The organism is uncultured Thomasclavelia sp., assembly GCF_944324745.1.
Classification (GTDB): Bacteria; Bacillota_I; Bacilli_A; order Erysipelotrichales; family Coprobacillaceae; genus Thomasclavelia.
On record NZ_CALUXO010000029.1, the window covers coordinates 40977 to 48793 of the forward strand.

Below are 7817 nucleotides of genomic sequence, written 5' to 3' on the forward strand. Positions count from 1 at the left end.
AGGACGGAAAATGGATATGAATAATATTATTAGCGAGGATAAAGAAACGGTTAAAAAAAGTATCAATGCTTTTTGTAATGAATTATATAACTTAGAATATACCGGTTATATTAATGTTCCAGTAGTCATTATCTTGTATTTAGGCGATGATTCTTTTAAACAAGTAAATGCATCTTTAGAAGATGCATTTACTAATGCTTTTAGTCAGCCACTTCCATTAACGCAAATGATAATTGAATCTGATATGACCAAAGATAATTTAGTTGATATGATCAAAAATGCGATTAAAGAGGTCTCTAATCAAGGCAAAAATTTCAATGATATTCGGATTGGTTTTATTACGATGATGAACGATAGCTTTTTTGATCGAACTAACCATGATTTAATAAATGAAATTGCTATGACTTTTGAAGATTTACAATATTTAGGACTGAATTTGTCAAAACGAGCTTTATATGGTTTATTTGATCAAAATTTAATGAACATCAATTATCAAAAAGCCTTTTTATTTATTAATCAGGGTAAACAAATCTGGAATAACATTTATCATCTTGAGATTCCTTTTGTAGCTAAAGATATTACCAGTCAAACGCAGCTGATAGCTTTAAATATGATTAGGGATAAATATCTAAATAAACAAAATACCCTTAATGATGATTATTGCTGGAGCTCGTTATATTTAAATTATTTAAGAATTCCTGAATTTATCACTTGTCGGCTGTTAAGGGAAATATATGGTCAACAAATTGATAATAAAATTGATACTAGTGATTTAGATGAAAGTGTTAATAATGTTTTAGATTTATTATTTGAAGATCTTTTAAATGTTAACGATCAAGGAATTTGGCAATATGTGCCATTAAATTATCAAGAAACGGTTACGCCCAAAAAGAAATTAAGTCTTAGCTTTTTTAATAAAAATAAACAGGATATTACACCAGTATATAGTCATGTTTTAAAAGATGAACATGGTATGGAAGAATTAGTAAAGCAATTGTATGCCAAGATTACTATTGATGATAATAATTACAGTAAAATAATTGAAAAAATTATTAGTTCAGCTAAAGTTATCGATCCTAATGCGGCCAATATTGGTCATCAAATTATTATGATTTTAAATCGACGCCAGGAGCAGCTCGATTATCAAATTAGTCAGTTACAGGAAAAGCAAGTTAGTGATAATGGCATTAAAAATGTTAATGAGTATTTACGCCAAGAATATCAATATTATCAAAAAATTATTTCATTGATAAAAGAAAAAGATATTATTGAACAAATTAAAAAAAATATCTCGAATGATATGGTTTTAAAACAAGTTATTGATGAAATTGTTAAAGTTAATCATTATTATGCTAATCTGTTAGATGAATTAGCTTTAACAGAATATGGCGGTACTTTGGAAATGTTACATATACATAATTTACCGTTATTTGAAGTTAATTTATCAATTGAAGAAATCTTAAAACGAATTGACAAAAATTTTGTTAATGAAATTATTAATAATAATCAGTCATTATTACAGCGATTACAGTTATTTTTAAATCATACGCTCTTAAATGATATCTCATATAAGCATAATCTTGGAATCATTAATAAACAATATACTAATATCAAAGATATTGTCTCATATTTATTATTACCTACTTCATTAGATAATCATATCGATATCAAAGATATTACTAGTAATTATGAAAATCTTTTGAAAGATGTTAATGATATATATCGAAATAATTCATTTTATCTTATTTCTACTCGTATTTATGATTCTGATAAATATATCGTTAATTATAAAAGGGGTGATTGATAATGGATTTTAATGATTTTGATGATTTTACAGATCAAATAGAGTCCAATAATCAATTTAAAACATCATCAAAAACTAATAAATCATTTGATTTTATAACTTTATTAGTCAGTCTTATTGGTGGTATAGCCGGTTATTTTATTTCTGGTTATGTCTATCAAGTTATCAATGATAGCTGGTGGTCACCTTTGGCTATAGGAATAAGACTGTTGATCTTTTTTCTAGTAGTATTCGGATTTGTTTTAGGATATAGTTTGATTAAAGGAAACTTGCAGCAAAGTCGTAATTCAATTGGAAAGAATATAACTTTTTTGATTATTACAGCTGTTCTGGTTTTTATTTTAGCAGCATTTTTTGAATTTATTTATGAAATGGATTTTTTCAAAAAACCCATTGTAACTAGTGATGCTTCGGCCTATATTTTTGTCATTGATAATTCCTCATCAATGGATAATAATGATCCTGATAATTTAAGATATGCTGCAATTAATGATATTATGGCCGATAAATCGGCTGATTTCTTGTGTGCTGTTTATAGTTTTAATGAACAAGTAATATGTCAAAGGGATTTTGCGCCTAAGTCTTTATCAAGTGGCAATTTAGAGCCTTTAAATTCCGGTCAAACATATATCAAAAAGGCATTACAGGAAATCTTAAATGAATATCAAAATAATCGTTTTTCTGCAGCCAAACCAGGACTCAAAGTATTATTTTTATCGGATGGAAATGGAAGTGATATTAGTGGAATTGATGATATTTCATCAATCTTAGATGAATATCTTAATAATAATATTGCTATCTCTACGGTTGGATTAGGAAATGATGATGAAACATTAATGCAGGAGATTGCTTATCGTACTGGTGGTATCTATGTCAGTATTGATGATGCCAGTCAATTAAGTACGGCAATGACATCAGCAATTGAACAATCAAGTAATCCGTATGCGCGTACGCTATTTACTTATCGTAATGTTCCATCTTTAGATATTTTATATGCTTTGATGCGAATTATCTTTACAGTAGCGTTAGGATTATTGATTTCGGTTTCCATGATTTTTGCAACGGGAAAAGATAACGACTATTCACTGTTGATCATTGGATCAATTATAACTTCTGTAATTGCTGGGATATTATTAGAACTGGGTATCAATTTATTTAAATTGGATCCTAGTTTAATGACATTGATATATATGCTTTTAGTAGCCAGTATTTTTGTTTATATGATATCAATTAATATTTCAACCGGGCATCATAATTTATATACTAGTAATCATAAATATCATTCAAGTATCAATAATAATATCAGTAATAAACGAAATGTTAATAATGGAGATAATAATTTACGTTTTTAATAGGAGAAAATGATGATTAAGGCAATAAAAGTTGAGAGTAAACATGATTTAGTAAGGGTAGCTAACGCAGTAAAAGGAAATCCTGATGATGAATTTGATTATTTATTAGAGTTTGTTCCTAATAAAGATTCGGTTAATTTTGAAAATAATGTAATAGTTGGTAAAACTATTTTGCGTCATCAAATTAATAGTCAACTGTTAATTTCATATGATTTTAAGCTTAATCGAGGATTATATGATGTAATTGTCACTCAGATTGATTCTGTCAGTGAAGATGAAATAAAATTAATTGAAAATACTCGTGAAAAATATAATCAGCCGGTAATGGTTGGGGGAAAATATAAAGTTAAAGTTAGTTTGGCTATTCAAGAGTGTTATGGTTATCAAGGCCTAAAAGTTTCCATTGTCAGTGAAGAAGTCCCTTTAGATTCTAAAACCATTTATTATAAAATATTAAAAGAAGAATTGAAAGATATTCGTTACTACGTTCCATTTAATAATAGTAAACAAATTGAGTTTTTTGTTAAGGGGGTAGTTAAGGATAATTTTGAATTAAATTTAGAAAATCCTAGTTTTGAAATTCAATATCTTTAATGTTTATCTTAGAGGAATATTAGATGAAAGAACGAATAAAAATGACTCAAGGATTAAAATATAATCCAGTTAATTTAAAATTAGTTTATGATCGATATTATGCCAATAAAATTTGTCAAAAATACAATCGTCAGGTATTTAATGAAATAAATTTACGATCTAGACTGCTTAAAAAGCTCATTCATGCTCAAGGAAATTTTTGGATCAAACCACCAATTTATTTCGATTATGGCTATAATATTTATCTAGGTAAAAACGTAATGCTCAATTATGATTGCGTTATTTTAGATGTATGTTCAGTTACTATTGGTAATGATACTTTAATTGGTCTTGAAAGAGAAACTAGCTTAATGCTTAGAGATACTGTTAAAAAATATCAAATGAAAGTTTTAACTCACACTGCTGTTCAAGAAATTAAAGATGATCAAGTAATCATGTCACGTAAAGGAAAAGAATTGGTTTTAGATGAAATTGATACAGTTGTAGTAGCTGCTGGTTCTAAATCGGTTAATGATTTAGTGGCTCCTTTAGAAAAAGCTGGAGTGAAAATTACAGTTGTGGGTGATGCTAAACAAGTTCGTAATGGCTTGGCTGCAGTTTATGAAGGTTATATGGCTGGTTATCAAGCATAAATATCGTTAAAAGTTAGAGTATCTGATTTTAATATGATCAGATACTTTTTTATTGCAATTGTTATTTGAAAGCGAATATAATTAGATTGATATAAGAAATTAGTTATTTTAATATTTTATCAAAAGGGTGGGATTAAAATGAAGGATGAATGTTTAATTTGTCAGGCTCCATTGGAGTATTTGAATCAAGATGAAATGATGGAGTGTGTTATTTGTCATAAAAAAGAATTAAGTAAAACACGCTGTATTAATGGTCATTATGTTTGTAATGAGTGCCATAGTCAGGGAATTGATACGATCGTTAATGTATGTTTGCAAGAAACAAGTAAAAATCCAATTGAAATTTTTGAACATTTAGTAGCACTTCCATTTTGCCATATGCATGGACCAGAACATCATATTATTGTTGGAGTATCTTTACTAACTGCGTATAAAAATGCTGGGGGAAAAATTAATTTAGAATCGGCATTAGTTGAAATGATCAATCGTGGTAAACAAGTGCCTGGAGGTACATGTGGATTTTGGGGCGCTTGTGGCGGAGCTATCAGCAGTGGGATGTTTATTTCTATTATTACTAATTCAACGCCATTAAAAGTTAAAGAATGGGGTTTATCTAATTTGATGAGTGCCAAAGCGTTAACTGAAATTGGAAATGTTGGAGGTCCTCGATGTTGTAAACGTAATTCATATCTGGCAATTAAAAATGCTGTCACTTTCGTTGCTGATAATTTAAAAGTAACTATGGAAATAGAACCAATCAAATGTTTTCATTCTAAAGATAATAATCAATGTATTGGTAAAAGATGTCCTTTTAATATAGTTCCTGATTAAAACGATACTTTTTTTTAGAATGAAAAAGTAGTATGATAGTGATATCGATTATAATACAAGGAGATTATTAAAAGTGTTAAATAGTTTTGATGGGTATATAGGTGTATTTGATTCTGGAGTTGGGGGTATCAGTGTGTTAAAAGAGCTAACTCAATTGTTACCTCATGAAAACTTTATTTTTTATGGAGATTCTGCAAACGCTCCTTATGGTGAAAAACCAACTGAGGAAGTATATGCTTTAGTTTCAAAGATAGCAGCTAGTTTAGTTGATCAAGGAGTAAAGGCAATCGTTGTTGCCTGTAATACGGCTACAAGTGTTGCAATTAATCGCTTACGCCAAGATTATCCCCAGATTCCAATTATCGGTATGGAACCGGCAATTAAATTGGCAGCAATGAAACAGCCACATCATAATATTCTAGTAATGGCAACACCAGTAACTTTACGATTAGATAAATATCAGCAATTATCAAATAAATTACAAGATATTTCTAAATTTATTCCAGTAGCTTGTACTGGGTTGGCTAAAAGAATTGAACAGGGAAATCTTGATGGTGATGATTTAAAGGAATTGTTACATAAATTATTATCATCTTATATTGGCAAAGTTGATTGTGTAGTTTTAGGATGTACTCATTATCCATTTATTAAAAAACAGATCCGCCAAATACTTGGTGATCTTCCTTTTTATGATGGTAATATGGGAACGGCAATGGAATTAAGACGGCGATTAGAAGCTAATCATTTATTAAATACTAGTGAGCATTTTGGTGAAGTAGAATTTCAGTCATCTAAAAACGATGTTGAAGAGCTGCAATTATATCGTTGGTTTTATCATCAGGAAATCTAGTGAATAGACTTGGCTTTTTTGGTGATAATATAAATGGGTGATTTTAAATGCGAAAATTATATTATAATGGTGATATTATCACGATGGATAAAGAAAATGAAACAGTAGAAAGTGTTTTAATTGAAGATGATAAAATCGTTGCATGTGGTTTTTATCAAGAGTTATCATCTTTTAAAGCAAAGCAAATTGATTTAAAAGGTAAGACATTACTGCCAGGTTTTATTGACAGTCATAGTCATTTTATTGGTGTAGCTAATACATTAAATCAATGTGATTTAAGCCAGGCTGTTTCTTTTGAACAAATTAAAGATAAATTAGTAAATTTTATAGCAGATAATCATATTAAAGAAGGTAATTGGGTTAGAGGTTTTAATTATGATGATAATAATCTAATAGAACATTCTCATCCTGATTGCCTTTTTTTAGATACAATTTCATCTAAACATCCAATTATCATTTCACATGTTTCTATGCATGTTGGAGTGGTCAATACATTGGCATTAAAAAAGATGCAGATAACAAATGATGTTCTTGATCCTCTTGATGGACATTATGGAAGATTTAAAGAGACTAATGAATTAAATGGTTATTTAGAGGAGCAAGCTTTTATAGAATTTAATAAACAGTTACCATTGACTTCATTGGAAGAATTGATGAATTTAATTGATAAAGCTCAAACGATATATGGAGCTAATGGAATTACGACGATGCAAGAAGGGATGGTCGATCGATCATTGCTAAAATTATTTGAAGCTGCAAGCGAACAAAAAAAGTTTAAATTAGATTTAATTGGATATTTGGATTTTAAATTAAGGGATTTATTACAAGAAAATCTGTCTTTAAATTATTATCATGATCATTTTAAGATCGGCGGTTATAAAATTTTTTTAGATGGGTCTCCTCAAGCTAAAACAGCATGGATGTCACAACCTTATTCTAACGGACAGGATGGGTATTGTGGTTATCCGATTTTATCTGATAAACAGTTGTATCAAATAATTGAACAAAGTGTCAATGATAATCAGCAATTATTAGCACATTGTAATGGCGATCGAGCCTGTAAACAATATGTTGATCAATGGCAGTTATTTTATCAAAAAAATAACTGTAAGTTACCCAAACGGCCAGTAATGATTCATGGACAATTTGTAACTAAACCACAGTTAAAACAAATGACCACTTTTAAAATGATTCCATCATTTTTTATTAGTCATACTTTTTATTGGGGTGATAGTCATATTCAAAATTTTGGCATTGATCGAGCCAGTGGAATATCTCCGGCTAAAAGCGCCTATGATCTGGGACTTAAAGTTACTTTTCATAATGATAGCCCTGTTGTTGATTGTAATATGCTTAAAACTTTATGGTGTGCCGTTAATCGTCAAACCAGATCAGGTATTATCTTAGGAGAAAATGAGCGTATCTCGACTTATCAAGCTTTACAGGCTTTAACAATCAATGGTTCTTATCAATATCATGAAGAAAATCTTAAAGGGAGTATCAAAGCTGGTAAAAAAGCTGATTTTGTTATTTTGGATCAAAATCCCTTAAAGATTTCTGCTGATAAATTAGATCAAATTCAAGTTTTACAAACAATTAAAGATGGACATCTTTTTTATCAACAATAAAGGGGCTGTAACGACCTATAAAGAAAAAAAGTAGCAAAAAAACGCAAAAATGTACGAGGAATCGTACATTTTTTTGGTATAATTGAAATATGAAAACAAATAAATTATACAAGAAAGATTATAACT

Annotated in this window: 7 protein-coding genes; all 7 read left to right on the plus strand. The window is 29.1% G+C overall.

The genetic code is table 11. The features are described 5' to 3' along the window. Window positions 1-16: 16 nt before the first annotated feature. The 7 genes from Q0K54_RS03195 (at window position 17) to Q0K54_RS03225 (ending at window position 7691) form a co-directional block, all read left to right on the plus strand. Window positions 17-1804, plus strand: a complete 1788-nt coding sequence (locus Q0K54_RS03195; protein WP_294578409.1) for a hypothetical protein — start codon at window positions 17-19, stop codon at window positions 1802-1804. Between the two features lie 2 nt (window positions 1805-1806). Beyond that, complete coding sequence (locus tag Q0K54_RS03200; RefSeq protein WP_294578410.1) at window positions 1807-3156, plus strand: vWA domain-containing protein; 1350 nt, start codon at window positions 1807-1809, stop codon at window positions 3154-3156. 12 nt (window positions 3157-3168) lie between these two features. Further along, complete coding sequence (locus tag Q0K54_RS03205) at window positions 3169-3750, plus strand: hypothetical protein (RefSeq protein WP_294578411.1); 582 nt, start codon at window positions 3169-3171, stop codon at window positions 3748-3750. Window positions 3751-3773: 23 nt separating this feature from the next. Further along, window positions 3774-4382 (plus strand): maltose acetyltransferase domain-containing protein, encoded by a 609-nt coding sequence (locus Q0K54_RS03210; protein ID WP_294578412.1) that lies wholly within the window; start codon window positions 3774-3776, stop codon window positions 4380-4382. Window positions 4383-4520: 138 nt separating this feature from the next. Beyond that, window positions 4521-5213, plus strand: a complete 693-nt coding sequence (locus Q0K54_RS03215; protein WP_294578413.1) for a DUF5714 domain-containing protein — start codon at window positions 4521-4523, stop codon at window positions 5211-5213. Window positions 5214-5286: 73 nt separating this feature from the next. Next, on the plus strand, window positions 5287-6063 hold the full coding sequence (murI, locus tag Q0K54_RS03220; protein ID WP_294578414.1) for a glutamate racemase: 777 nt from the start codon (window positions 5287-5289) through the stop codon (window positions 6061-6063). A gap of 47 nt (window positions 6064-6110) precedes the next feature. Then, complete coding sequence (locus Q0K54_RS03225) at window positions 6111-7691, plus strand: amidohydrolase (RefSeq protein WP_294578415.1); 1581 nt, start codon at window positions 6111-6113, stop codon at window positions 7689-7691. Window positions 7692-7817: the final 126 nt, after the last annotated feature.